This window comes from Nocardioides astragali (genome assembly GCF_024436375.1).
GTDB classification, from domain to species: domain Bacteria; phylum Actinomycetota; class Actinomycetes; order Propionibacteriales; family Nocardioidaceae; genus Nocardioides; species Nocardioides astragali.
Genome location: NZ_JAFMZM010000004.1, coordinates 432,871 through 455,634 on the forward strand (window position 1 = coordinate 432,871; position 22,764 = coordinate 455,634).

A 22,764-nucleotide genomic window follows, 5' to 3' on the forward strand; every position below is an offset into this window, starting at 1 on the left:
GCCGCGGCAGCCGCTCAGACCGTGCGCTGGGTGGCCGCGGCCGCCAGCTCGGTCAGCACGGCGCGGGCCTGCTCGTCGACGTCGGCCGCCCGCAACGCCTCGACCGCATGGTCGGCGAGCTGCCCGATGACCGCCTCGACCTGCGCCCGGGCGCCGGAGGCCTCGATGATGGCGCGCAGCTCGTCCACGTCGGCCTGGCTCAGCGGCGTACCGAGGGCGCTGTCGAGGCGCCGGGCCGCGGCCGGGGAAGCAGCGTCGAGCGCCAGCGCGACGAGCACCGTGCGCTTGCCCTCCACCAGGTCGTCGCCGGCGGGCTTGCCCGTCACCTCGGGGTCACCGAAGACGCCGAGCAGGTCGTCGCGGAGCTGGAAGGCCTCGCCGAGCGGCAGGCCGAAGCGGCTCAGCTCGGCGATCCGGGCGGCGTCGGCGCCGGCGAGCCCTGCGCCGATGTGGAGCGGCCGCTCGATGGAGTACTTCGCCGACTTGTAACGCAGCACGGTCATCGCGGTGTCGACGTCTGCACGACCGCGGGCCTGGACGGACACGTCGAGGAACTGGCCGGCGATCACCTCGTTGCGGCACAGCTCGAAGAGGTCGAGGCCCGCGACGATGCCGTCTGCACCCAGCCCGCTGTGCCGCAGCAGGTCGCCCGCCCAGCCGAGCAGGAGGTCGCCGAGCAGGATCGCCGCCGCTGCGCCGTACTGCTCGGGGTCACCACGCCAGCCGGCAGTGCGGTGCTCGGCCTCGAACGCGCGATGCGTCGCGGGCCGGCCGCGCCGGGTGTCGGAGGCGTCCATGTAGTCGTCGTGGACGAGGGCGCTGGCGTGCAGCATCTCCAGCGAGGCGCAGGCGCGGGCGAGGGCCGGTCCCAGGGGAGTGGTGTCGGTGGCCTCGGGACGGATCGCGCGGTAGCCCCAGTGGCAGAAGGACGCCCGGAACCGCTTGCCTCCGCGCACCGCCGTACGCGCCCCAGCGATGAGGCGGGTGGCGTCCGGACCGAGTGGCGCCAGCTCGGATTCCCGCTCGTCGAGGAAGGCGTCGAGCACCTGCTGCACCTGGTCGCGGAAGGCTGCCGGGTCCCAGGTCGTCACACGTTTCAGCCTAGCCAGTGGACATCCGGGCCGACGCGGCGCACCGATCCGTAGGCTGGGAGCCATGACGACCGGACGGGGCCTGAGCATGCGCGAGCTTCTCGAGCGCGGCGAGCGGTCCTTCTCCTTCGAGTTCTTCCCGCCCAAGGACGAGGCCGGCGAGGAGCAGCTCTGGCAGGCGATCACCGAGCTGGAGCCCTACGGCCCGACCTTCGTGTCGGTGACCTATGGCGCGGGCGGGACCACCCGCGACCGCACCGTCGCCATCACCGAGCGCATCGCTCGGGAGACCAGCCTGCTGCCGGTGGCACACCTGACCTGCGTGGGCCACACCACCGACGAGATCAGTGCGATCCTCGACGAGCTCAAGGAGGCGGGCGTCACCCACGTGATGGCGCTGCGCGGCGACCCGCCGACCGGCCCCGGCACCCCGTGGACGCCCACCGAGGGCGGGCTGACGTACGCCAACGAGCTCGTCGCGCTGATCCACGAGCGGGCCGACATGCGCATCGGCGTCGCGGCCTTCCCCGAGGGCCACGTCGACGCGGCCGACCTCGAGACGGACGCCCGCGTGCTCAAGGCGAAGTACGACGCCGGCGCCGAGTTCGCCGTGACCGACATGGTGCTGCGCGCCTCCGACTACGTCGCGCTGCTCGAGCGGGCCGCGGCGGTCGGGGCCGACTTCCCGATCATTCCGGGCATCATGCCGATCCTCAACCTGCGCTCGATGCAGCGGATGGTCGAGTTCTCGCGTCGCCAGCTGCCCGAGGAGATCACTGCCCGCCTCACGCCGTACGCCGACGACCCCGCGCGGCTTCGCGCGGAGGGGATCGCGATCGCGACCGAGCTCTGCGAGGCGCTGCTCGACGCCGGTGCGCCGGGCCTGCACTTCTACACGCTCAACCGGTCGAAGGCCACGCGCGAGATCTTCGCCAACCTGCGCATCACCGTCTGAGCCCGCTTCCGCCTGCCCTTCCTCCTGAGCGCACTACGGTGAGGGTCATGCACACCGTCACCGTGACCGGAACCGGCACCAGCAAGGTCGCGCCCGACACCGCGGTCGTCCGTCTGGCGGCGGTCGCGCGCGGGTCGGGCGTCGCCGAGGCCTACGACGCCATGTCGGACAGTGCCGCCTCCCTGGTGGAGGTCGCCGCACGGCACACCGAGGAACGGCGCATCGCCTCGACCGGGATCACCGTGTGGCCCGTCCACGACCACGAGGGCCGTCGCGAGGGCTACGAGGCCCGCCACGCCTACGCGATCGGCTGCGGCGACCTGGCCGAGGCGGGCGCCATGCTCCGTGAGCTGGCCCGCGAGGTCGGCGACAGCCTGGCCGTCGACAGCGTGGGGCTCGAGGTCACCGAGGGCCACGGGGCCGGCAGCAAGGCCCGCGAGGCCGCCTTCCACGACGCCCGCGAACGCGCGGCCGCACTCGCGCGGCTGGCGGGTCGGGGTCTCGGCGCCGTTCAGACGATCGCCGAGGCAGACGCTGGTGACGGAGGCCCGGGCACGCCGAGGCTTGCGATGATGCGCGACTCCGCGGGCGGCCTGGAGCCGGGCGAGGCGTCGGTGACCACGAGCGTGACGGTGGTCTGGGAGCTCGTGTGAGGCTCGGTCTGAATCCACCGATCTCTCGCCTGCTGCGCGCCACCATCCGGGCGCGCTGACTGCGTTGTCGCACACTCGACGGGCCTCCGGCCCGCCTTCGGCACTCCGCCTTGCCATCGCACCCGTCTGGTGACGCTCGCGACGGCGTCGATCGGTGGATTCAGGCCCGTCCGACGACCTCGGCCACCAGCGCTGCGCTGAGTCCGGCGAAGGGCAGCCCGGAGCCGGTCGTCGCGTGCGCGCCCGCCGTCAGGACTCCCGGGACCGGCGTCCGCGGACCCAGCCGCGTCCGCGCTGTGCGGGGTCCCTGCCAGAGCACCCCGAGCGGGGAGCCGCCCCACTGCTCGACGAGGTCGCGCGGCGAGCGGTCGACCCGGGCGATGACCTGCCGGCGGACGTCGAGCCCGTGTCGGGCCAGCGCGGTCAGCACGTCCTCAGCCAGGCGGCCCCGACCCAGCACCGTCCAGGCGGCGCCGCGGTCGGTTGTCCGCCCGCCCGTGCGCACCACGAGCATCGGGTCTCCGTGCAGGACCACCTCGTGGGGCAGGTCGGGCACCGCGCCCTCCAGCCCGACGTGGCACACCACCGGCGGGATCGCGGGCATCGTGCGACGGACGTACGACGCCAGCGTCGGGAGCCGGCGCGGATCGATCGCGACGACCACGTGGTCGGCGACGACCTCGCCCTGGGCGGTCCGCACCGCCGCGACCCGACCACCCCGAAGCACCAGGTCGAGCGCCTCGGTGCCGGTCAGCACGGTGACTCCGCGCAGCGCCAGCCGGTCGGCCATGGCCGTGCCGAGTGCAGCCAGGCCGCCCGGGACCGTCCAGGCGCCGAACCGCTGCTCGAGGTAGACGTCGACGCCGGCGAACGCCGGCGCGTCGCGCAGCTCGTGGCCGTCCATGACGAGCCGGTGCCCGGCCACCAGGCGCAGCCGCTCGTCGCGGAACCTCCGGCGCAGCCGCTTGTCCAGCGACTCGCGCTGGGCGAGCAACGAGGTCAGCTCGCGCGGTGCCACGTCGTCGTCGAAGGGGCGCTCGAACCACTCCTTGCGCAGCAGCTCCCAGGTGTCGCCGTACGACGCCACGTGGTCGACCCACTGCTGACCGAGCCCGGGGCCGAGGTCGTCGAACGCGGCGAGCTGGGCGGCGCGCGAGCCGCCGGGCAGCCGCAGGGATGAGCCGTCCTCGAACCGGTGCTCGCGCACGAGGTCGAGCGGCTGGAGGTCGACCTCGCGCTCGAGCGGGCGGCCCGACTTGCGGAAGAGGTCGCGGATGACGGCGGGCAGGAGCGTGGTCGTGGGGCCGGCGTCCCACGCGAAGCCGTCGAGCTCGACGGTGGTCAGGGCACCGCCCAGGACGGCCGCGCGCTCCAGCAGGGTGACGTCGTGGCCGAGCTTCGCGAGCCGGGCCGCGGCGGCCATGCCGCCGAAGCCGCCACCGATCACCACGACACGAGCCACGGGGGAACCCTAGGGCGTGGCTCTGGCTCGGCCGTGCCTGGACGTCACGCCTGGGCGGCCTGCTGGATCGGGTCCTTCTTCTTCCACCGGCGCCACCCGCGGCGGATCACCCGACCGAGGAGGAACAGCATGACGAGGCCGAGCAGCAGCAGCACCCCTGCGATCGCGGCGGCGGCCTCCGGGTGCTCGAGGGCGAACCACACCACGCCGAGCACGGCGGCGTCCTCGGTCAGGCTGGCCACGATGTTGCTGGCAGGCTCGGGGGAGGAGTTGATGGCCAGCCGCCCGCCCGCCTTCACCAAGTGGCTCAGCAGGGCCGTACCGCCTCCCACCACGCCCAGGACCGCCTGGTCGAGCGAGGACGCGTCGCCGGCGAGCAGGACGCCGATGACCGCGCCCGCCGTCGGACGGATGGCCGTGGAGATCGCGTCCCAGGTCGAGTCGATGTAGGGGATCTTGTCGGCGATGAACTCCATCGCGTAGAGGAAGCCCGCCACCGCAAGCACGTCCCAGCGCGCCAGCACGTCGGGGATGTCGGTGAAGGAGCCGAGCCGGTCGGAGACGCCCAGGACGAGGACGACGAGGTAGGCGTTGATGCCGCTCGCCCATCCGCTGGAGAAGGTCAGTGCCAGAGCGTCCACGGGTGCATCTTCTCAGTCCACCTGCACCTCGACGGCGTCCGTCATCGCCATCAGCTCGTCGTAGGTCGAGGAGAAGACCGCCGCCGGGTGGCCCGCGGCGGCCCACACCACCTCGTGCTGCCGCAGCCACGGATCGATCCAGGTGCGGATCGGTGCGGGGTGGTCGATGGGGGAGACCCCGCCGATGACCTGCCCCGTGTGGCGGCGTACGAAGTCGGGGTCGGCCCGCGCGAGCCGCTCGACGCCGATGCGCTCGGCCACCGCCGCGGTGTCGACGCGGTGGGCGCCCGAGGTGAGGATCAGGACCGGCTCGCCGCCGGCGTCGAAGAGCAGGCTGTTGGCGATGGCGCCGACCTCACACCCCAGTGCCGCCGCGGCGAGTGCGGCAGTGTGGGCGCTGTCGGGCAGGATGACCACGTCACCCGTCCCGCCGCGCCGGGTGAGCTCGCCTCGAAATGAGGTGATGGATGCGTGCTCGATCGACATGATGCGAGCCTAGCGACGAGAACCGATGAACCTCAGGGGGTTATGCATGGCGCGCGACCGACCCGGACCCGTGGTCAACAGCATGCGAGTGCTGGGCCTGATCGTGGCCACCTCGGGGGTGATCACCCTGCTGACGTGGCTGATGCGTGACGAGGTGATCCTCGGGTGGGCCGAGGGCAACCCGTCGGCCCAGGAGATCCTGGCCCAGGGCGGCATCGAGCAGCTGCGGGACAGCCCGATCGTGCCCGGCTTCGTGGCGCTGGCCGTCGTGGCGTTCGTCGGGTTCGCCGCGCTGGCCGTCGTCCTCGCCTCGTTCTTCCTCGGCGGCCACGGCTGGACCCGGCTGGTGCTCACCGCCACCGCCGGGGTGGGCGTGCTGGTGGGCGCGGTCTGCCTCGACGCCCACCTCCCCACGATCTTCGTCGTGCTGTCCGCGCTGATCATCATCGAGGGCCTGGTGCTCTCCTACTTCCTCTGGCACCGCGAGACCACCGCCTACCTCCGCGAGGTCTGAGCGGGGCTCGTCCCCATCTCGTCCCCATCTCGTCCCCATCTCGTCCCATCTCGTCCCATCTCCGCGCTGGCCCTTGACGGGCTGTCGGTGGGGAGGAGTACCGTTCTGGGTGTTCGAACAGATGTTCGATGCGACCCGGGTGGCGGTGACCTCGACCCCCACCTCCACCCGGGTCGGCCCAGGGGTCGATGAGTGTCGAGGAGGCGCGATGAGACAGTACGACGACCCCGTCGAGGTGCGGCGAGGCGAGGCGGAGGACCCCGACCAGTTCCTGTGGCGCGGCCGGCTGTGGAAGGTGCGCGCAGTCGTCGCGCACTGGGTGGAGACCGGTCCGTGGTGGCAGGCGACCAGTGGTGATGTTCAGCGTGGCGCGATGACCGACCTGGTCGCCGAGCGGGAGCTGTGGCGGGTGGAGGCCGGCCGCGGCGCGCAGACCCGGGACAGCGAGCAGGAGAGCTACGGCGTCTTCGACCTGTCCTTCGACTGGACCGACGGGCGCTGGCAGCTCGTCGGCTGCCTGGACTGAGGGGGGCGCCGACATGACGACATCGACGACCTCCCGGACCAACCCCAGGACGAGCCAGGCACCGGGTCCGCACGTCCTCCCGGCGACCGCGCACTCCTACCTCGAGCGCTCCGCGACCTCGCTCCGCGACGCCATCACCGCACGCGACGTGCCCACGCGCTACGCCTGCGCCCACGTCGCCGCGCTGTGCGCCGCGGCCGCCCTGCTCGCGGCCCGGGCCCGCCCCGCCCCGCGGGGCCGACGGCAGAAGAACGCCTGGGTCCTGCTGACCGAGGTCGCCCCGGAGCTCACGGAGTGGGCGAGCTTCTTCGCGGCCGGTGCCGCCAAGCGGGCCGCCGCCGAGGCCGGTTCGACCCGCGCTGTCACCGAGCGCGAGGCCGACGACCTGGTCCGCGACGCCGACCGGTTCCTGGCCGTGATCGAGCAGGCGCTCGGGCTGGTGCCCCACGCCAGCGTGGCGTGAGGTGTCGCCTGACCCGTTCGTCCATCTCCACGTCGCCTCCGGCTTCTCCCTGCAGTACGGCGCGTCCCACCCGCACGTCCTGGTGGAACGGGCCGTCGACCAGGAGATGGACACCCTCGCCCTCACCGACCGCGGCGGCACCTACGGCGCGGTGAAGTTCGTCCGCGCCGCCCGGTCGGCGGGCATCCGGCCGGTGCTGGGGGTCGACCTGGCCGTCGCACCGACGACCGGCTCGCCCGGCGGGCCCCTCGACTGCACCCGCCCCGCTCCCCGTCGTACTCCCGTGCGAGGTGGCGCGGCCCGGGACCCGTCGCTGCAGCAGGGCGGCAGCGCTCGGGTGACGCTCCTGGCGAGCGGCAAGGCGGGCTGGGCGGCGCTGTGCCGGATCGTCTCCTCGGTCCACCTGACGGGGGAGCGCGGACGTCCGGTGGCCGGGGTCGAGCTGCTGGCCCCGCACCTCGCCGGCGGTGACGTGCTGGTGCTGCTCGGACCCTCCTCGGAGCTCGGGGTCGCCGCGACCCGGCGGCGCGACGACCTGGGGCTGGCCGCGATCGCGCCGTGGCTCGAGGTGGTGCCGCGCGAGAACCTCGTCGTCGAGCTCGTCTCCCACCGGCTCGGCGCCCGCGGGGGGCAGTGGGGCCCGGGCACCTCGCCCCATGCGGCGCGGATGGCCGGCATCGCCCGCACCGCGGGCCTCACCACGGTGCTGACCAACGCCGTGCGCTACGCCGACCGCCTCGACGCCCCGACCATCGACGTCCTCGACGCGGCCCGGCGACTGGTCCCGCTCGGCTCGTCCCACCTGCGCGACGTCGGCCCCGGCGGCAGCCGCGGCAACGCCGAGGGCTTCCTCAAGTCCGGCAAGCAGATGCACGAGATCGCCGAGGAGGTCTGCCGCCTCGCCGGTCTGGGGCACGACAGCGACGACGAGGCCAGGCGGCTGCTCGCGCGCACTCGCGCGGTGGCCGACCGGTGCGCGCTGGACCCCCGCACCGACCTGGGCATCGGGGAGATCCACTTCCCGGAGTTCACCCTGTCCGACACCTCGGCTCCTTCGGCCGACGCCGCCCTGCGTGAGCGGTGCGAGGCGGCGATCGGCACCCGCTTCGGCTCGGCGCCGAGGATGCGGATCTGGAAGCGGCTCGACGACGAGCTCGAGACCATCCGGGCCCTGGGCTACGCCTCCTACTTCCTGACCGTCGCCGACGTCACCGACCTGATCGGCGAGATGGGCATCCGTCGCGCCGCCCGGGGGTCGGGTGCCGGCAGCCTGGTCAACTACCTGCTGCGCATCTCCGGCGTCGACCCGATCCGCCACGGCCTGCTGATGGAGCGCTTCCTTTCCCCGCTGCGGGCCTCGTTGCCCGACATCGACGTCGACGTCGAGTCCGCCCGGCGCGAGGAGGTCTACCGCGCGATCCTCGACCGCTTCGGCGGGGAGCGGTGCGCCTGCGTCTCGATGATGGACACCTACCGTGTCCGCCACGCAGTCCGTGACGTCGGCGCCGCGCTCGGCATGCCGCCGGGGGAGGTCGACGCCATCGCCAAGGCGTTCCCCCACATCCGGGCGCGCGACGCCCGGCTGGCGCTGCGCGACCTGCCCGAGCTGCGGGTCAGCGGACTGGGCGACGGCGCGCTCGACCGCTTCTTCAGCCTGGTGGAGAGGCTCGACGGGCTGCCGCGCCACATCGCGGTGCACCCCTGCGGCGTGCTGCTCTCCGACGCCACGCTGCTCGACCGCACCCCGGTGGAGGCGTCCTACGCCGGGTTCCCGATGAGCCAGTTCGACAAGGACGACGTCGAGGAGCTCGGACTGCTCAAGCTCGACGTGCTCGGCATCCGCATGCAGTCGGCGATGGCCCACGCGGTCGCGGAGGTGGAGCGCGTCGACGGGGTCAGCGTCGACCTCGACGACGAGGTGCAGGTGCCCTTCGACGACGCCCCGACCTTCTCGATGATCAGCGAGGCCAAGACCCTCGGCGTCTTCCAGATCGAGTCACCCGGCCAGCGCGAGCTCGTCGGCAAGTCCGGGATCGAGTCCTTCGACGACATCATCACCGACATCTCGCTCTTCCGCCCCGGGCCGGTCAAGAGCGACATGATCACCCCCTACCTCGAGGTCAAGCAGGGCTGGAGGAGCGCCCACTACCTCCACGACGACCTGCGCCCCATCCTCGAGCAGACCCGAGGTGTGGTGGTCTTCCACGAGCAGGTGATCGAGATCATCGCCCAGCTCGCCGGTGTCACCAACGCCGAGGCCGACGAGAAGCGGCGCGCTCTCGGCGACACCGACGGGATGGCCGAGACCAGGGCCTGGTTCTACCCCCGCGCCCTCGCCCAGGGCTACGACCTCCCGCTGGTCGAGCAGGTCTGGAGGGTCCTGGAGGCCTTCGCCTCGTTCGGCTTCTGCAAGGCCCACGCCGCCGCGTTCGCGCTGCCGACCTACCAGTCGGCCTGGCTCAAGGCGCACTGGCCGGCCCACTTCCTGGCCGGGGTGCTGACCCACGACCCCGGCATGTACCCCAAGCGGCTGATCCTCGACGACGCCCGCCAGTTCGGGGTCGGCGTGCTCGGGCTCGACGTCAACGCCAGCACGTCGTCGTACGTCGTGGAGCGCAGCGATCCCGGCAGCACCCTCGCCGGACACGCGATCCGGCTCTCGCTCTCCGACGTCAAGGGCATCAGCGTGGCCGAGGTGTCGCGCATCGTCGCGGCCCGCGACGGCGCCCCCTACGCCTCGCTGTCCGACTTCTTCCACCGCGCCCGGGTCTCGCGACCGGTGCTCGAGCGGCTGGTGCTGGCCGGTGGCTTCGACACGGTCTACGGCATCGCGTCGGGTGAGCAGGCGGTGCATCCGCGCGGGCGGGTGACCCGGCGCGACCTGCTGCTGCAGGTGGCCGAGCTCGACCTGCACGCCCGCGCGGTCGACCGGGCCTCGCGGGCCCGCGGGCGCGGGCTGGCGAACCGGCGTACGCCACTGCCCGCCACCGTCACCGCCAGCGAGGCGGCCGACCGAAACAGCTCCGACCCGACCGTCCGGGCGGGTTCCGACCCCCTCGAGCGGCACCCGCTGAGCGACGCCGGGGTGTGGGCACGGGCGGCTGCGCAGTCGCGGGCCGCCCGCCCCGTGACCGAGGCCGACTCGGTGCAGCTCACGCTCCGGCTCGGCGACGAGCCGGGCGAACCGGGGGAGCGGCCCACGGGCCTTCCCGAGATGACCACGCTGGAGCGGATGCGGGCAGAGCTGGAGATCCTCGGGCTCGACGTCAGCCAGCACGCCGTCGCCACCTACGACCCGTTCCTCGACGCGCTCGGCGTGACCCGCAGCCGCGACCTGCTGCGCCGCCGCAGCCGTGCCGAGCTGCTGGTCGCGGGGGTCAAGGTCGCCACCCAGACGCCGCCGATCAAGTCCGGGCGCCGCGTGGTGTTCCTGACCCTCGACGACGGCACCGGGCCGGTCGACGCGACCTTCTTCGACGATGCCCAGGGCCCCTACGCCGCCACGGTCTTCTCGTCGTGGCTGCTGCTGGTGCGCGGCGAGCTGCGGCGCACGGGCCGTCGAGGCGTCTCGGTGCGCGCGACCGGGGCCTGGGAGCTGCCGGCCCTGCACGAGCTGTGGCAGCGCGGCCGCACCAGCGACGAGGGGCTCGCGCTGGTGCGCGCGGAGCTGGCCCGGGCGCCGGAGACGAGCGGGGAGGAGCCGGCCCAGCGCCGGGTCCTCGTGCACACCAGCGGCTTCCAGATGTCCCCCTACTCCGACATCCTGCCGGCCGGCGACTCCGTCAAGGGCGTCGCCCGACACCTGTGGCACCGCAGTCCGGGGAGCCCCGGATGACCCACCCCACGAAGCCGACTCGCTGCGCTCGCGCCTCCGCGGGGACCCCGGGGATGATCCACCCCCCTCCGACGGTCCTACTAGGGTTGCCCCCATGCCGCAGCCCTCTGCCAGCTCATCTGCCAGCGAGCGACGCCACTCGGTGCGCACCGGGGTGGTGTGGGACGGCGTACGCCGGGTGCTGGACGAGGCCGGCGCCGGCGACGAGCAGCAGGCCCGCATCGTCGACATCGGGGGTGGCACCGGCGGCTTCGCGGTGCCGCTGGCCGAGCTCGGCCACCACGTCCAGGTCATCGACCCGAGCCCCGACGCCCTGGCCTCCCTCGACCGGCGTGCTCGCGAGGGCGGGGTCGCCGACCTGGTCAGCGGCCAGCAGGGCGACCTGGCCGACCTGCCCAGCCTCGTCGACGAGGCCGACCTGGTGCTGTGCCACGGGGTCCTCGAGATGGTCGACGACCCTGCGGCCTCCCTCGCGGCGATCGCCGACGTGCTGCGCCCCGGCGGGCACCTCAGCCTGCTCGTGGCCCAGCGTCACGCGGCCGTCGTGGCGCGCGCCATGGCGGGCCACTTCCAGGCCGCCCGTGAGCTGCTGGACGGCGACTCGACGACCGTCTCGGCCGGACGGGGAGGCCGTCGCTTCACCCACGACGAAGTGGTCGACCTCGTCGCCGCGGCCGGGATGCAGCTCGTGTCGGTCCAGGCCGTGCGGGTGTTCGCCGACCTCGTGCCCGGCAGCCTCCTCGACCTCGAACCCGGTGCCGCCGCGGCACTCGTCGAGCTGGAGCGTGCGGTCGCCACGCGCCCCGAGTACGTCCCCCTCGCGGCCCAGCTGCACGTCATCGCCAGTCGCTGACCGCACCGGCGTTCAGGTCGTCGGGTGGTCCCGGTGACAGACACGCCGATCCTCCACGTCGACATGGACGCCTTCTATGCCTCCGTGGCGTTGCGCGAGCGGCCCGACCTGGTCGACCAGCCGGTGGTGGTGGGCGGCGGTGGCGGCCGGGGCGTCGTGCTGGCCGCCAACTACGTCGCCCGCCGCTACGGCGTCCGCTCGGCGTTGCCGATGACCCGGGTCCGACGGATGTGCCCCCACGTCGTGGTGATCGAGCCCGACTACGCCACGTTCACCAGCGTCTCTTCCTCGGTCATGGAGACCTTCCGCGAGGTCACGCCGGTGGTGGAGGCGATGTCCTTGGACGAGGCGTTCCTCGACGTGCGCGGCTCCACGCGCCGCCTCGGGCCACCGGCCCGGATCGCCGAGCGGCTGCGCTCGACCATCCACGACGAGCAGGGCATCACCTGCTCGGTCGGGGTCGCGGCGTCGGTGTCCGTGGCCAAGCTCGCCAGCAGGCGCGCCAAGCCCGACGGCGTGATCGTGGTGCCGCCGGCCGAGGTGACCTCCTTCCTGCACCCCCTCGACGTGGGAGAGCTCTACGGCGTGGGGGAGAAGACCCAGGCGCTGCTGCACCGGTTCGGCCTGCTCACTGTCGGCGACGTCGCGCACACCCCGCTCCGCACCCTCCAACGCGCCGTCGGCGACCACCTCGGCCGCGAGCTCCAGCACCTCGCCTGGGGCACGGACCGCAGCGAGCTGACCCCACGGGCCGGACCGCACGAGCCCGAGCGCTCCATGGGCGCCGACGAGACCTTCACCCGCGACACCGACGACCGGGAGGTGATCGTCCGCGAGCTGCTGCGCCTCTCCGCCCGGGTTGCCGGACGGATGCGCTCGGCCGACGTGGCGGGCCGGACGGTCACCCTGAAGGTCCGCTTCGCCGACTTCACCACGATCACCCGCTCGCGCACCTTGCCCGAAGCCACCGACGTCACCGTCGAGATCCACCGGGCGGTGACCCGTCTCTACGACGCGCTCGGGCTGCAGCGGGCCCGCCTGCGGCTGGTCGGCGTACGGGTGGAGGGCCTGGTTCCGCGGGCCACCGTGCACCGCCAGCTGGTGCTGGGAGAGTCCGAGCACGGCTGGGCCGACGCAGACCGGGCGGTGGACCGGGCGACCCGCCGGTTCGGGACCGCAGCCGTCCGCCCCGCGAGCCTGGTCTGACCCGGGGGACGTCCCCGGCTCGACACAGCCGGGAGATCCGGCCCGGGGGTGTGACCCACCCCATTCGTGGGGGTGAATTTTCGGCAGGACGCCTACCGTAGGTGCAGCAGCGTGCCTAGACTTGGGAGAAGAGGTGAGGAGGTAACCGTGGAGCTCTCCGAAGAAGAACTGCGACTGCTCGAGCAGATGGAGCGCGCACTCGTCGAGGAAGACCCCAAGCTCGCCTCCACGCTGCGCGGAACGTCCTTCCAGCGCGCCGCTCGGCGCCGCATGATCCTGGGTGGCGTCATCCTGGTGGCCGGCATCGGCATGCTGATCGTGGCCGTGCTGCTCGACCTGAGCGCCGCCCTCCAGACGGTCGTGGGTGTGCTCGGCTTCGTCGTGATGCTCGGTGGCGCGATCCTCGCGCTGACCTCCACCCGCGCGCCCCACGCCCCCGCCGCCAAGGTGCGTGCCGCCGGCCGCACCGGCTTCGGCGTCGTCGACGGCGGTCGTCCGCACCGCCCCGTCCGCCAGCGCTCGGGCAGCCCCTTCATGGAGCGCATGGAAGAGCGGTGGCGTCGACGCCGCGAACGCGGCTTCTGACGCGCTCCAGCTGATCCCTCCCGCTTCGCCGGGCTGCCCGAACGCGACGAAGCGTCCGCATCACTGGTCCCGGAGCGTCGCAGCGGCCCGTCCGTGTCGCCTCAGCCGACGAGCTCGTCGACCGTCCGGGTGGTCTCATGGCCCACCGGGGTCTGGGTGGAGCGGGACTCCGAGCGGGAGCGAGGGCGCCAGGACGTACGCCGTCCCACGACCGAGGCCGGCCACCAGGCGGCGCGACGTACGTCGTGGGGCGTGACGCCGGCGGCAAGCGACTGCTCGACCAGGATCGCGTCCTCGCGGAACCGTTCGGCGGTGAAGGTCTCCGGATCGCGGGCGTAGCGGCTTCGCTCGAGGGCCAGCACCAGGCGGTCGAGGGCCTGCGCCGCTTCCGGCGCCTGGTCGCGTCCCCGACGCGGGCGGTCGGGTCGGGCGCTTCCGGTGAGCGGCATGGCGAGGAGCCGGCCGAGCCAGTCGCCGGCACGACGCGGCGAGCGCCCGACGGGCCAGGCGTGGCCCAGGTCCCGCGCCACGTCGCGCAGCTCGACCCAGAGGTCCTCGATGTCCCCCGCGAGCCGGCGCCGGCGCCGCGCGCCGCGCACCAGGCGGGGCGTGAGCAGCAGCAGGGCCACGAGAGCCAGGCCGACGAGGCCGGCGAGGACCGGCACCCACGGGATCGACGACGACTCGTCGTCGGCAGCTCCGGCGTCGGCGCCGGCGGTCTCACCGCGCTCGGGCAACAGCTCGGTGGAGCGGCTCGCGCTCGGCGACGCGGTCTCGGGGACCGCGGCGAACTCGGTCGTGGTGTAGCCGGGGGCCTGGCCGGCCCGGGCCTGCGGAGTCGGCTCGAAGCGCACCCACCCGGAGCCGGGGAAGTACAGCTCGGGCCAGGCGTGCAGGTCGTGGGCGGAGAACTCCCACGCGCCGTTGGTGGCGCGGTCGGGCTCGAGGAAGCCGATCGCGACCCGGCTCGGGATGCCGATGACGCGCGCCATGATCGCCATCGACGCGGCGAACTGCTTGCAGTAGCCCGACTTGTCGTCGAGGAAGGCGAGCAGGTCTGCGTCGCCACTGCCGGCTGACGCGGCCTGCGCCTGGTCGTAGCGGAAACCGCCGTCCTCGCGGAACCACTGCTGCAGCAGCTGTGCCTTCTGGAAGCGAGTCGGGGCGTCGGCGGTCACGCTGGCCGCGAGCCGTCGGATCTCGTTGTTGAGGCTGGGCGGGAGGTCGGTGAAGATGCCCGCGACGGACCCGGCGCCGGACACCGCCGAGTTCATGGACTGGGGGTCGTAGTCGAGGTCGACGCCGGTGAAGTCGTAGGTCAGGCCCGCGGTCGTGACGTCGTCGCGGGCGGCGATGAAGTCGCGGGTGTTGACGTCGTAGCGCCAGTCGGTGCCGGCAGCGACCCGCGTGGTCTGGGCGGTCGTCGGCAACCAGGACGAGGCGAAGTCGGGGCCGATGCGGACGTCGTACTTGTGCTCGTCGCGGGCCAGGCTCGTCGTGACCCCGTCGAGAGGCGGCAGGGCACCCGTGGCTGTCTGCGTCTCGGGGATCTCGCGGTCACCGGGCGTCCACGACGAGCCGTTGAACCGGGTCATCACCGAGAGGCGGAGGTAGGTGGGCCTGGGGCCGGAGGTCGTGACCCACAGCAGCGGGATGTCCTCGCCGCGACTCAGGTTGCGTTCCAGGTCGAGCGTCGGGTCCTTGACCTCGACCTCGCGCGTGCCCGGTCCGTTGCCGTCGAAGACGCTCATGGACATCGTCGGCACCGCGACAGGTACGACGACGGCCAGCGCGATCGCTGCCGCACCCAGTCCGATGGCGGTGTTGGTGATCGCGCCGGTGCGCACGGAGAACGAGCTCTTGTCGCCGTCGGGCGCGCGGCCCCAGCTGGCGACGTGGTCGCTGTGCTGGAGGAAGACGAGGGTGAGGAAGAGTCCTGCGACGACGGCGAAGAGCCACCACGAGACCGCCTCGCCGGTGACGGCGACCGGCAGGGTGTAGGCCGCCAGGAGCACGAGGCCGGCCACGGGTGCGCGGCGCAGGCTGCATGCGATGACGTCCACGAGGATGACGACCAGCGCGCCGCCGATCAGCAGCAGCGGGTGCACCGGCGGCACGCTGAGCTCGATGGGCGCCGCGTAGTGGCGCGATGTCTCGAGGGCGTCGCGCAGCGAGGCCATGAACTCGTCGACGTTGCCCGGTGTCGGGATCGGGGAACCCGTCGTGGTGCCCAGGACCAGGAGCCCGCCGAGGACGACCTGCCCGGCCACGACGGCGGCCACCGGGAGCCGGCTCCAGCGGGCCACTGCCCCGAGACCGGCCACCACGACGCCGATGAACAGCAGGGGGATGCTGACGCGGGGGAAGCCCTCGGTCAGCACGCGCCACGACAGCACGGTCGTCCAGGCCGCGAGGAGTGCGATGCCGGACACCCGCAGCTGGTGCGGAAGGTTGCTCCAGGAGGCCTTCATCGTGCCGCTCCCGCCACTGCCGTGGCGCGGCTCTGCAGCAGGCCGAGCTCCTGCCAGGCCGCGTCGATACGGTCGCGGGGACCAAGGGTGACCGAGCGCCAGCCGGTCGAGGTCAGGTGCGCCGCCGCGCCGGGTCCCGGTTGCACGGGCAGGTGCGGCGCCCAAGCGTCGACATCGAGCGCGATGGCCAGGCTCGAGGACGCATGGTGCTGCAGCCGCCGCAGGAACGGCAGGTCCGGCTCGCCGAGGCCCCCGAAGACACCGACGACGAGGCCGCCGTGCCCGGGCTCGGCCAGCCACTGGGTGTCAGGCGTGGGGGAGTGGTCGAGCTGGACGACGGCCAGGGCCTCGAGCAGGGGGATGGTGCTGGCCTCGGCGGCCTGGGAGTGCCACGTGGTCTCCCGGCTGTCGCCGGACGCGGTGACCAGTCGCACCGTGTAGCCGTGGTGCGTCAGGTGCACCGCGATGGACGCGGCCGCCGAGACCGCGCCCTCGAGGGAGCTGGCTGCCCCCTGCCCGCGGTGGGAGGTGCCACGGTTGTCCAGGAACACCGTCGCCCGGGACTGCCAGGGCTGTTCCTCGCGTCGGACCATGAGCTCGCCCACGCGCGCCGAGCTGCGCCAGTGGACCCGCCGCAGGTCGTCGCCGCGGCGGTACTCACGCACCGTCACGTCCTCCGCGCTGCCGGTGGCGAAGGCTCGCGGGCGGTTGTCGCCCGATCCTGTCCAGGCTCCGCCCAGCGGGATGTTGGGGAGGGGGCTGGTGCGCGGCGTCACGGTCAGGCGCGTGGTCGCGTGGAACGTACGACCCAGCTCGACGAGTCCGAAGGGATCGGTGACCCGCACCGACATCGGGCCGATCTCGAACTGGCCGCGCAGCTCCGAGCGGACCTGGTAGGTGGCGTGGCGGCGCCAGCCGTGGCCGAGGCCCTCCAGCACGAACCGCGGCCGGGTGCCCAGGACGTAGGGGAGCCGCTCCTCGAGGAGCAGCACCCCGGTGGGGGTGCGCGACTCGTTGGAGACGGTCAGCTCGACCGTCGCGGGCTGGCCGGCGGCGACGAGCTGGGGGGAGAGCGTACGGACGAGCGCGAGGCGGTAGCGGGAGCGTCCGACCCACCAGGCCGTCAGCAGGGGCAGCGCGGCGACGAGCACGCCGATCCGCACCACGGACGAGTGGCCGACCACGATCGCGGCCACCATGGTGGTGATCCCGGCGGCCAGGAACGCCCGTCCTCGGACGGTCAGTGCAGCGAGGGCCTCACGCACGGCTGGCGTCGGGGACCGGCACCGACTCCACGATCCCGGACAGGATCGCCGAGGTGGTGCGCCCGCTCATGGTCGCTTCGACATTGGGCAGCAGCCGGTGCGCCAGCACCGGCGAGGTGATGCCGTGGATGTCGTCGGGGAGGACGTAGTCGCGGCCCTGGATCGCGGCGACGGCCTTGGCGGCCCGCACCAGGTGGAGCGTCGCGCGGGGCGAGGCGCCGAGGTGCAGGTCGTTGCTGTTGCGGGTCGCGGTCGTCAGCGCTACGGCGTAGCGGTGGACAGCCGAGGACACGTGCACCCGGCCGACGATCTCGATCACCTTGCGGATCTCGCCGGCGTCGGTGACCGGCTCGAGGTCGTCGAGCGGGTTGTGGGCGGTGTGACCCTCGAGCATCGCGATCTCGGCGGCCTCGACGGGGTAGCCGACCGACACTCGAGCCATGAAGCGGTCGCGCTGGGCCTCGGGGAGGGCGTAGGTGCCCTCCATCTCGATCGGGTTCTGGGTGGCGATCACCATGAACGGCTTCTCGAGCATGTAGGTCGCGTTGTCGACGGTGACCTGGCGCTCCTCCATGGCTTCCAGCAGGGCCGACTGCGTCTTCGGGGAGGCGCGGTTGATCTCGTCGCCGACCACGATGTTGGCGAAGACGCCGCCCGGCCGGAACTCGAACTCCCGGGTGTCCTGGTTGAACACCGAGACCCCGGTGACGTCGGAGGGCAGCAGGTCCGGGGTGAACTGGATGCGCCGCACCGAGCAGTCGATGCTGCGTGCCAACGCCTTGCTCAGCTGCGTCTTGCCGACCCCCGGCACGTCCTCGATGAGCAGGTGGCCCTCCGCGAGGAGGACGACGAGCGCGGCGTTGACCACGTCAGGCTTGCCGGCGATCACCCGCTCGATGTTCTGGCGAACCACACCGGTCACCCGGTGCACGGTGTCCAGGTCCGGTGCCTGCCCAGATGCCCCAGTGGTCACGTCTGCCAATCCCCTCGTTCGCCCTGCACACCACGGTATGTGGTCCGCGCAACATACCTGTCCACAGGCCCTCGAGGGGCACGGCGGCGGCCGACCGTTACCGGAGTCGTTCCTGGCACTCCACCACCCGCGCCGCGCCGGCGGGCCCGTTCTCCCCACTTTCCACCACCACCGGTCGCCGATTTCCCCCACCGGCACACCACCGGAGCCGTCCCGAGCGTGGATCTGCCCTCATTCACGCTCAGCACGCGTGCGAGCGACGTGGCGTGGCCAAGGGCGTCACCCGGCCCGCTGCCCGAAATTGACGCTTGCAACACGCTCGATCTGGTTGACGGTGGAGCGAAGTGGAGTAATGTGGTGCAAAGTGGGGGACAGGGTCGATCTTCCCGCCGAGCGAGCTGGAGGTGCCGGATGTTCTTCGGCACCTACACGCCCAAGCTCGACGAGAAGGGCCGGCTCTTCCTCCCGGCGAAGTTCAGAGACGAGCTGACGGAGGGACTCGTGGTGACCAGGGGGCAGGAGCGCTGCCTCACTGTCTGGTCGCTGGAGGACTTCGGCCGGCTCACCGACCGGCTCCGCGAGGCGCCGGTCACCCAGAAGAGCACCCGCGACTACGTCCGCATGCTGTTCGCCGCCGCCAGCCAGGAGGTGCCGGACAAGCAGGGACGGATCAACATCCCGGCTCCCCTGCGGGAGTACGCCTCGCTCCGCAAGGAGTGCGTCGTCATCGGGTCGATGAACCGGATCGAGATCTGGGACCCCACGGCGTGGGCGACCTACTCCGAGGAGCAGGAGCAGAAGTTCTCCGAGCTCAGCGACGAGGTCTTCCCCGGAATCTGAGCAAGCACCACCACCACCAGCACCGACACCACCAGCACCGACAACGACAACTGACCATCGGACCCGCATCACCAGGTCTCGAGCCCGCTCCCTCGCGTGGCCATCTGGGGCACTTCCCCGGCACCAGAGGGCCACCCCATGCGCCAGGGAGCGGGCAGGGACCTGGTGCGGCGGCTCACCCCGTGCCACACGGCGGGGAGTGTCAGTCGCACCGCCAACCAGCACATGCACCCAGCACCAGCCACCAGCACCAGCCAGCAGTACCGCCGGCGCACTGCCGGACGACAGCAACAAGTGGGGTCGAGATCATGAGCACCACCCAGCCCTTGGGACGCACCGCAGCGGCACCGCCGCTACGGGTGCGTGACCAGGCGCGCGAGGCGGCCACCCTGATCGCGTTCTCCGCCGCCATGGCGTCCTGCCTGGCCCTGACGCTGCTCCTGCTGGCGCACCTGGGATCCCAGGGCTGACTCGATGATGACTCCCAGCCACGCCCCGGTGCTCCTCGACCGGGTCGTCGCCCTCCTGTCACCTGCACTCGTTGCCCCCGGCTCGGTCTACGTCGACTGCACGCTCGGGCTCGGTGGCCACAGCGAGGCCGTCCTCGAGCGGTGCCCGCAGGCCAGGGTCGTCGGCATCGACCGCGACCCGACGGCGCTGGCCATGTCGTCCGAGCGGCTCGCCGCCCACGGCGACCGCTTCACCGCGGTCCACGCGGTGTACGACGAATTGCCCGAGGTCGTCGGCACGCTCGGCCTCGACCACGTCGACGCCGTCTTCTTCGACCTCGGTGTCTCCTCCATGCAGCTCGACGTGCGCGACCGCGGCTTCGCCTACTCCGAGGACGCGCCGCTGGACATGCGGATGGACCCGACCACCGGCCAGACCGCCGCGGACCTGCTCAACACGGCGACCGCCCAGGAGCTGACCCGGATCCTGCGCGAGTACGGGGAGGAGAAGTTCGCCAGCAAGATCGCCCGCGAGGTCGTACGCCGTCGCGAGAGCACGCCGTTCACCACGAGCGCCGGTCTGGTCGAGCTGCTCTACGAGACCATCCCCGCACCCGCCCGGCGCACGGGGGGCCACCCCGCGAAGCGCACGTTCCAGGCCCTGCGGATGGCCGTCAACGACGAGCTGGCCGTCCTGCGCCGTGCCATCCCCGCCGCCATCGACGTGATCGGTGTGGGCGGGCGGGTGGTCGTGGAGTCCTACCACTCCCTGGAGGACCGTCTGGTCAAGCGCGCCTTCGCCGACGCCACCCGGCTCGACGTCCCGCACGACCTGCCGTTCGTGCCGGAGGGCGCCGAGCCCGCCCTGCGCCTGGTCACCCGTGGTGCCGAGCGGGCCGACGAGACCGAGATCGCCGAGAACCCCCGAGCAGCCTCCGTCCGGTTGCGCGCCGTCGAGCGCGTCCTTCCTACTCGCCCCCCGTCCCGCTCCCTTCCCCCTGGAGTCACCAGATGAGCAGTCCCGCCCTGCAGCCACGGACCCGTGTCACCCGGATCGCCCAGGAGGCCGTCGACAGGGCGCGCCTCACGGTCGTACCGCGGGTGCGCACGCGGGCTCCCCGGGTGCCCTTCGTGACCCTGGTGAGCCTGGTCCTCGTCGCCGGCATCGTCGGCCTCCTCCTCTTCAACACCTCCATGCAGCAGGCGTCCTTCGCCGCGTCCTCGCTCGAGACCCAGGCCGACACGCTCGCCGCGCGCGAGCAGACGCTGCGCATGGAGCTCGACGAGCTGCGCAACCCCCAGCGCGTGGCCATGGAGGCCCAGGAGATGGGCATGGTCATCCCGTCAGCACCGGTCTTCCTGGACCTCGAGACGGGCAGGACCATCGGCGTCCGGACCCCGGCCACCCGCGAGAACGCCATCCAGCTGCTGCCCCCGCCCCCGCCCAAGCCGGCGGTGCTCGCCCCCGAGCCCACGTACATCGAGGTCCCCGCGACCACGACCACGACCGACGACGTCCAGTCCGCGAGCGGCGACCAGCAGGCACGCGAGAAGAAGAACAAGAACAAGCACCAGCGCCAGCAAGGCAGGAAGAACCGCAACAGGTGACGGCGCGGTCGCCCAGATCCGCGTCGTCCCGCCTGTAGAAATGTCGTCAGGCCCACCACAGTCAGGAGTGGGGGCCGGGAATGAGGGAGATCAGTGCCCAGCACCCGCACCCGGCGCGGCGCCTCGCGCGGCGCCCCCATGCTGCGACTGCGCATCGGGTTCGTCCTCATCGCGGTGGTCCTGTCCTTCTTCGGCGCGCGGCTGGTGCAGCTGCAGGGCGTCGACCCGCGCTCGTACGCCGCCATGGCCGCCGCCGAAGGCGCGGTGCGCGTGCCGTTGCAGGCGGAGCGCGGCGACATCCTCGATCGCAACGGCATCCCGCTGGCCGACTCGATCAAGGGCAAGATGGTCGTCGCCGACCCGGAGCTGACCACCGACCAGGCGCCGGAGATGGCCCGGCTGCTCTCCGACCGCCTCTCCATCGACTACTTCAAGACACTCACCGCACTGCGCGGCCGCGCCGAGGGCAGCAAGTTCGAGTACGTCGCCCGGCGGGTTCCGAGCACCCTGGCGAGCGACACCGTCGCCGAGCTCGCCGAGGCGGGCTACGAGGGGGTCAGCCTGCGCGACGACCCGATCCGGGACTACCCGGCCGGCGACGTCGCGGCCAACCTGATCGGCTACATGGGCACCGACGAGCCGCTGGGCGGCTTCGAGCGCACCTTCGACAAGCAGCTGGCCGGCACCGACGGCGAGGCCACGTGGCAGTCGTCCTCCAGCAAGGGCGTACGCATCCCGCTGCGCGAGAGCACCTTGAAGGCCGCCCAGAACGGCGCACCCCTGCGCACCACCATCGACCGCGACCTGCAGTGGTTCACGCAGAAGGTGCTCGCCCAGGCGGTGCAGCAGTACCGTGCCGAGAGCGGCTCCGCCATCGTGATGGACACCCGCACCGGCGAGGTCCTGGCGCTGGCCGACGTGCCCACCTTCGACGCCAACAAGCCGACGGAGTCGCCGGAGGCCGACCTCGGCTCCCGGGCGATGAGCGACACTTACGAGCCCGGCTCGGTGCAGAAGGTCCTGACCGCCTCGGCCCTGATCGACGCAGGCAAGGCCTACCCGCGCCAGAAGTTCCGGGTGCCGCCAAACCTCGCCCGCCAGGACCGCGTCATCGGTGACTGGTTCGACCACGGCAACATCCGACTGACCCTGGCCGGCATCATCGCCCAGTCGTCCAACATCGGCACCGTGCTGGCCGCGGACGCGTTCTCGCCGCCCGAGCTGGTGGCCTACCTCCAGCGCTTCGGGCTGGGGCAGAAGACCGACATCGGCGTCCGCGGCGAGACGCAGGGCATCCTCACGCCCGGCGACGCGATGACCTCCCAGACCAAGGACCGAGTCGCGTTCGGCCAGTCGCTGTCGGTCAACGTCGCCCAGATGGCAGCCGCGGTCAACACGGTCGCCAACGGTGGTGTGCGGGTCTCGCCGAGCCTCATCTCAGGCTCGGCCGTCACCGACGACGGGCTCACGGTCGGCACCGACGTGGCCACGCGCACCCGCGTGATCAGCAAGCAGGCGGCCCGCGCGACCGCGAAGATGATGGAGAAGGTCGTCCACCCCGAGGACGGGGTCGCGCCCCGGGCCCAGGTGCCCGGCTACCTCGTCGCCGGCAAGACCGGCACAGCGCAGCGCGTTGCGGCCGACGGCACCGGCTACGACGGCAGCACCACCGTCTCCTTCGGCGGGTTCGCCCCGGCCGACGACGCCCGGTTCACGGTCTACGTCGTGGTCCACGCCCCCCGGGTCGACGGTGGTGGTGGCTCGATCGCCGGCCCGGTCTTCTCCCGGATCATGGGCTACGTCCTGGGCCGCTACGGCGTCGAGCCGACCAACGGCCGGCCGTCGCGTCTCCCGGTGGAGTGGTGAGTCGATACGCTCCAACGGTGCA

At 72.6% G+C, this 22,764-nt stretch carries 21 protein-coding genes; 14 read left to right on the plus strand and 7 right to left on the minus strand.

Annotated features, from left to right (window positions below):
* Nucleotides 1–14: 14 nt before the first annotated feature.
* Nucleotides 15–1,091, minus strand: a complete 1,077-nt coding sequence (locus tag J3P44_RS15330; RefSeq protein ID WP_255891303.1) for a polyprenyl synthetase family protein — start codon at nucleotides 1,089–1,091, stop codon at nucleotides 15–17.
* Nucleotides 1,092–1,155: 64 nt separating this feature from the next.
* Here J3P44_RS15330 and metF point away from each other — a divergent pair, with 64 nt between their 5' ends.
* Together metF and J3P44_RS15340 are read left to right on the plus strand one after the other, a co-directional pair.
* Nucleotides 1,156–2,046, plus strand: a complete 891-nt coding sequence (gene metF / locus J3P44_RS15335) for a methylenetetrahydrofolate reductase [NAD(P)H] (protein ID WP_255891304.1) — start codon at nucleotides 1,156–1,158, stop codon at nucleotides 2,044–2,046.
* 47 nt (nucleotides 2,047–2,093) lie between these two features.
* Nucleotides 2,094–2,699: an SIMPL domain-containing protein gene (locus J3P44_RS15340; RefSeq protein ID WP_255891305.1), complete on the plus strand. Its 606-nt coding sequence runs from the start codon at nucleotides 2,094–2,096 to the stop codon at nucleotides 2,697–2,699.
* Nucleotides 2,700–2,859: 160 nt separating this feature from the next.
* Here the strand turns inward: J3P44_RS15340 and J3P44_RS15345 are convergent, their stop codons facing one another.
* The 3 genes from J3P44_RS15345 to J3P44_RS15355 are packed head-to-tail and all read right to left on the minus strand — an operon-like array spanning nucleotide 2,860 to nucleotide 5,288.
* Nucleotides 2,860–4,161 carry a phytoene desaturase family protein gene (locus tag J3P44_RS15345; protein WP_255891306.1) on the minus strand — a complete coding sequence of 434 codons (1,302 nt, stop codon included), beginning with the start codon at nucleotides 4,159–4,161 and terminating at the stop codon, nucleotides 2,860–2,862.
* 44 nt (nucleotides 4,162–4,205) lie between these two features.
* Nucleotides 4,206–4,802 carry a DUF4126 domain-containing protein gene (locus J3P44_RS15350; RefSeq protein WP_255891307.1) on the minus strand — a complete coding sequence of 199 codons (597 nt, stop codon included), beginning with the start codon at nucleotides 4,800–4,802 and terminating at the stop codon, nucleotides 4,206–4,208.
* 12 nt (nucleotides 4,803–4,814) lie between these two features.
* The gene (locus tag J3P44_RS15355; RefSeq protein WP_255891308.1) at nucleotides 4,815–5,288 is read right to left on the minus strand and encodes a YbaK/EbsC family protein; all 474 of its coding nucleotides are present in this window, start codon (nucleotides 5,286–5,288) and stop codon (nucleotides 4,815–4,817) included.
* Between the two features lie 46 nt (nucleotides 5,289–5,334).
* On the opposite strand from J3P44_RS15355, the gene J3P44_RS15360 reads away from it, so the two are divergent.
* From J3P44_RS15360 to J3P44_RS15390, 7 genes are all read left to right on the plus strand, one after another.
* Nucleotides 5,335–5,802 carry a hypothetical protein gene (locus tag J3P44_RS15360; RefSeq protein ID WP_255891309.1) on the plus strand — a complete coding sequence of 156 codons (468 nt, stop codon included), beginning with the start codon at nucleotides 5,335–5,337 and terminating at the stop codon, nucleotides 5,800–5,802.
* A gap of 208 nt (nucleotides 5,803–6,010) precedes the next feature.
* Entirely contained in the window at nucleotides 6,011–6,328 is a 318-nt protein-coding gene (locus J3P44_RS15365; protein ID WP_255891310.1) for a DUF6504 family protein, read from the plus strand.
* A 13-nt stretch (nucleotides 6,329–6,341) separates the two neighbouring features.
* Nucleotides 6,342–6,791, plus strand: coding sequence for an SAV_6107 family HEPN domain-containing protein (locus J3P44_RS15370; protein ID WP_255891311.1), 450 nt, complete (start codon nucleotides 6,342–6,344; stop codon nucleotides 6,789–6,791).
* A gap of 1 nt (nucleotide 6,792) precedes the next feature.
* Complete coding sequence (locus tag J3P44_RS15375; RefSeq protein ID WP_255891312.1) at nucleotides 6,793–10,626, plus strand: DNA polymerase III subunit alpha; 3,834 nt, start codon at nucleotides 6,793–6,795, stop codon at nucleotides 10,624–10,626.
* Nucleotides 10,627–10,720: 94 nt separating this feature from the next.
* A complete protein-coding gene (locus tag J3P44_RS15380) occupies nucleotides 10,721–11,479 on the plus strand; it encodes a methyltransferase domain-containing protein (protein ID WP_255891313.1) in 759 nt (252 codons plus the stop codon).
* Nucleotides 11,480–11,512: 33 nt separating this feature from the next.
* Nucleotides 11,513–12,685: a DNA polymerase IV gene (dinB, locus tag J3P44_RS15385; RefSeq protein WP_255891314.1), complete on the plus strand. Its 1,173-nt coding sequence runs from the start codon at nucleotides 11,513–11,515 to the stop codon at nucleotides 12,683–12,685.
* Between the two features lie 147 nt (nucleotides 12,686–12,832).
* Complete coding sequence (locus J3P44_RS15390) at nucleotides 12,833–13,270, plus strand: SCO2097 family morphological protein (RefSeq protein WP_255891315.1); 438 nt, start codon at nucleotides 12,833–12,835, stop codon at nucleotides 13,268–13,270.
* 101 nt (nucleotides 13,271–13,371) lie between these two features.
* Here the strand turns inward: J3P44_RS15390 and J3P44_RS15395 are convergent, their stop codons facing one another.
* The 3 genes from J3P44_RS15395 to J3P44_RS15405 are packed head-to-tail and all read right to left on the minus strand — an operon-like array spanning nucleotide 13,372 to nucleotide 17,979.
* Nucleotides 13,372–15,741, minus strand: a complete 2,370-nt coding sequence (locus tag J3P44_RS15395) for a transglutaminase TgpA family protein (RefSeq protein ID WP_255891316.1) — start codon at nucleotides 15,739–15,741, stop codon at nucleotides 13,372–13,374.
* Nucleotides 15,738–17,006 (minus strand): DUF58 domain-containing protein, encoded by a 1,269-nt coding sequence (locus J3P44_RS15400; protein WP_255891317.1) that lies wholly within the window; start codon nucleotides 17,004–17,006, stop codon nucleotides 15,738–15,740. Before J3P44_RS15400 ends, J3P44_RS15395 begins: the two co-directional genes overlap by 4 nt.
* Nucleotides 16,999–17,979, minus strand: coding sequence for an AAA family ATPase (locus tag J3P44_RS15405; protein WP_255891318.1), 981 nt, complete (start codon nucleotides 17,977–17,979; stop codon nucleotides 16,999–17,001). The genes J3P44_RS15400 and J3P44_RS15405 overlap by 8 nt, the downstream gene beginning before the upstream one ends.
* Nucleotides 17,980–18,390: 411 nt before the next feature.
* Here J3P44_RS15405 and mraZ point away from each other — a divergent pair, with 411 nt between their 5' ends.
* The 5 genes from mraZ (at nucleotide 18,391) to J3P44_RS15430 (ending at nucleotide 22,742) form a co-directional block, all read left to right on the plus strand.
* Nucleotides 18,391–18,819, plus strand: coding sequence for a division/cell wall cluster transcriptional repressor MraZ (gene mraZ / locus J3P44_RS15410; RefSeq protein ID WP_129428430.1), 429 nt, complete (start codon nucleotides 18,391–18,393; stop codon nucleotides 18,817–18,819).
* Between the two features lie 308 nt (nucleotides 18,820–19,127).
* A complete protein-coding gene (locus J3P44_RS15415; protein ID WP_255891319.1) occupies nucleotides 19,128–19,289 on the plus strand; it encodes a hypothetical protein in 162 nt (53 codons plus the stop codon).
* 4 nt (nucleotides 19,290–19,293) lie between these two features.
* Nucleotides 19,294–20,283 (plus strand): 16S rRNA (cytosine(1402)-N(4))-methyltransferase RsmH, encoded by a 990-nt coding sequence (gene rsmH / locus J3P44_RS15420; RefSeq protein WP_255891320.1) that lies wholly within the window; start codon nucleotides 19,294–19,296, stop codon nucleotides 20,281–20,283.
* Entirely contained in the window at nucleotides 20,280–20,876 is a 597-nt protein-coding gene (ftsL, locus tag J3P44_RS15425; protein ID WP_255891321.1) for a cell division protein FtsL, read from the plus strand. Before rsmH ends, ftsL begins: the two co-directional genes overlap by 4 nt.
* A gap of 93 nt (nucleotides 20,877–20,969) precedes the next feature.
* On the plus strand, nucleotides 20,970–22,742 hold the full coding sequence (locus tag J3P44_RS15430) for a peptidoglycan D,D-transpeptidase FtsI family protein (protein ID WP_255891322.1): 1,773 nt from the start codon (nucleotides 20,970–20,972) through the stop codon (nucleotides 22,740–22,742).
* The last annotated feature ends 22 nt before the right edge of the window (nucleotides 22,743–22,764 follow it).